The following is a 2,507-nucleotide window of genomic DNA, read 5'->3' on the forward strand; positions in this document are numbered from 1 at the left end:
AAAAAGACCTAAAAGTATATAGCTTTTAGGTCTTTTTGTGTGTGGATAAGTAGACTGATGTAATTTAAAAGCAGTAAGGGGGATTTCCGTAATCACAAACTTTTTTGTAACGTTGAGGCCGTGGGTGGAAAAACGGATTTTCATCTTATCCTTTAATTTTCTCATAAGCTCTAGTAATTTTTTTCTTCCTTCTGGATTTCTAAGGTGGAAACTGGTTCATTTTCTCGGTTAGTCCAACGAATGAAAGGCTATTATTTATAATTCATTTAAAATTTCTTGGGAGTCATCCAATTAAAGAAACTAGGATGCTGGGGCATAAAGTCAATATGTTTACGATAGTCATTTTCTCCGTTGGAAGAGATGGAACCTTTTGTTGGGGATAGCGAAGCAGCGAGCATATGAAGAAGAATAGTTGGTTTCCCCAGCTTCATTTGGACCTAATAATGCTGTACAACAATTATTTTTAATGGTGAAAGGAGATTTACTTATTGCTTGATGGTCTTTAAAATGTTATTTCTAATGATTTACTTGTACGAACGTTTTAGTGTCTCCTAATTTTTTTCTTCCTATGCCAAAATATAAAATTGGTCCGAGTAAACTAATGAATAAAAAGAAGAGTGGAGGCATCTTCGTTTCCTTCTTTTGCAAATCTAATAAGTCTTTTCTCATTGTCCAAAGTAAAATCGATGCCTCCTTTTTCTTTTTCAAATCATAAGACGGTTAATCACTGCGAATCGTTCATTTAATTTTATTTTTTATTCTATATTTACTATTACTAAAAAAATCTTTATGGAATAATGTTCATAAAAAGGATGTATGTTAAGCTTCTATTACCTTAATTGATTTCTAAATGTTATGAAAAGATGAAGAGATGGTTAGGGGAAATTGGGAGCAGATTAGGCAAGGAAATGATTGAAACTATTATTTGTAAAAACGGATTTCTTTAATCTTATAAGTGTATCTTAAGATGCCTATTAGATTATAGGTAACGTTTTTAACAACTGTTTAATAAGGGTGAAATAGCCAAGTATGCTTTAATACATTTTTTAACTGTCATTCGCATCTATTGATGATTTTGTTAAAGCGTATAATAAAGAGGTAATCTGGATTCATAACTAACTTGTTCTTTTTTTATAAAGAATCGCTTATGATATATCAACAATCAATAGCTTTATGTGAAGTTTCGAATAGGGATAAGAAAAATAGAAATTAGTCTAGAAAAAGTAAGAAATAATAACTTGTATGAAGTTTTGAGAAAGTTCCTTAGTGAAAAATATTTCATGGGAGTTAAAATAGAAAGACTGCGGAGGTACTAAAGTGCAATTTAATGAAAGGATAGGTCGGGATATAAAGGGAGAATACCAGAAAATTCGTCGCCGAGTAGCAGTAAGGGCTGTGATGATTGAGAAGCAAAAGATTTTACTTATGCAAACAAATAAAGGTGACTTTAAGTTTCCGGGAGGAGGGACTTGTAGAAGCGTTATGGAGAGAAGTGAAAAGAATATCTAGGAAAAGTAATAGATAATCAAGTTGATTAGTACGATAAGCATATATATTTTCAAATGGTATCTCATTATTATCTGTGTGAGCTTGTAAAAGATGAAAAGATGGAGCAAGAGCTAGACGCTTATGAGTTTGAACTCGATTCTACGCCAGTATGGATATTTGTTGATAAGGCGATTGAAGAAATAAATATGCATTATCTCAATTAAATTACAATCCTTGGATAGCTAGAGAAAATTCGATTTTAGAAAAAATAAAAGACACTATCTATTAAATAAAGGAGAAGATTGCGATGTATGCAGTAGTTGCATTGTTTAATCTAGAATTAGAACAAAGAATAAAAATGATATGGGAAGGCTTAGAGAGTAACGAAATATCCTATTATGCGAGAGAAGTCGGTGATAGAGTGCCACATATTACACTAGCAAACTATAAAGATATTCCGGTCATGAGCTTTATACATAAGATGGGAACTTTTTATAAAGGTAAAGAAAAAGTTAGAGTTGATTTTCAGACAATAGGATCTTTTATAAATACAAAAACGTTATTTTATTCCCCGACTATAACTGAAGAGTTACTTGATTTACATTCTGATCATCATAGAAATTTCGCCTCCTTTATTGATGATGAAGAGTCGGTATATCTTCCGGGTAAATGGGTTCCGCATTGCAACTTAGCTAATAGACTTTCAGAAGAAAAACTTAAGGATGCATATAATTATTGTTTAAAGATGGATGAAAAGCTAAAAGGGGAAATAAACCGAATAGGATTAATTAGAATAGATAGTAAAAAGCATGCTCCTCTTATATATTCTGAGAGTTTAATTTGATTGGAAAAATATAAAAAACTGTTGACGATTGTATGGATAATTGTTATTATGTAAAAGTTACCTTGAATGGTAACGGAAATTGATAATTTAATAGTTGAAAGTTTTTAAGAAAGTTATTGACTAGTAACTATTAAATGTGATAATATATAAAAGTTGCATCTGATAGCAACGATAA

General features: G+C 31.0%; 2 protein-coding genes. Both read left to right on the forward strand.

Features of this window, described 5'->3' with window-relative positions; genetic code table 11:
- Nucleotides 1-1,317 precede the first annotated feature (1,317 nt).
- The gene (locus tag NiCM35_RS26525; RefSeq protein ID WP_095334372.1) at nt 1,318-1,509 is read left to right on the forward strand and encodes an NUDIX hydrolase; all 192 of its coding nucleotides are present in this window, start codon (nt 1,318-1,320) and stop codon (nt 1,507-1,509) included.
- A gap of 286 nt (nt 1,510-1,795) precedes the next feature.
- Nucleotides 1,796-2,332, forward strand: coding sequence for a 2'-5' RNA ligase family protein (locus tag NiCM35_RS26530; RefSeq protein ID WP_433780902.1), 537 nt, complete (start codon nt 1,796-1,798; stop codon nt 2,330-2,332).
- Nucleotides 2,333-2,507 lie beyond the last annotated feature (175 nt).

The sequence above is a fragment of the Niallia sp. M35 genome (assembly GCF_050971705.1).
GTDB lineage: Bacteria > Bacillota > Bacilli > Bacillales > Cytobacillaceae > Niallia > Niallia circulans_A.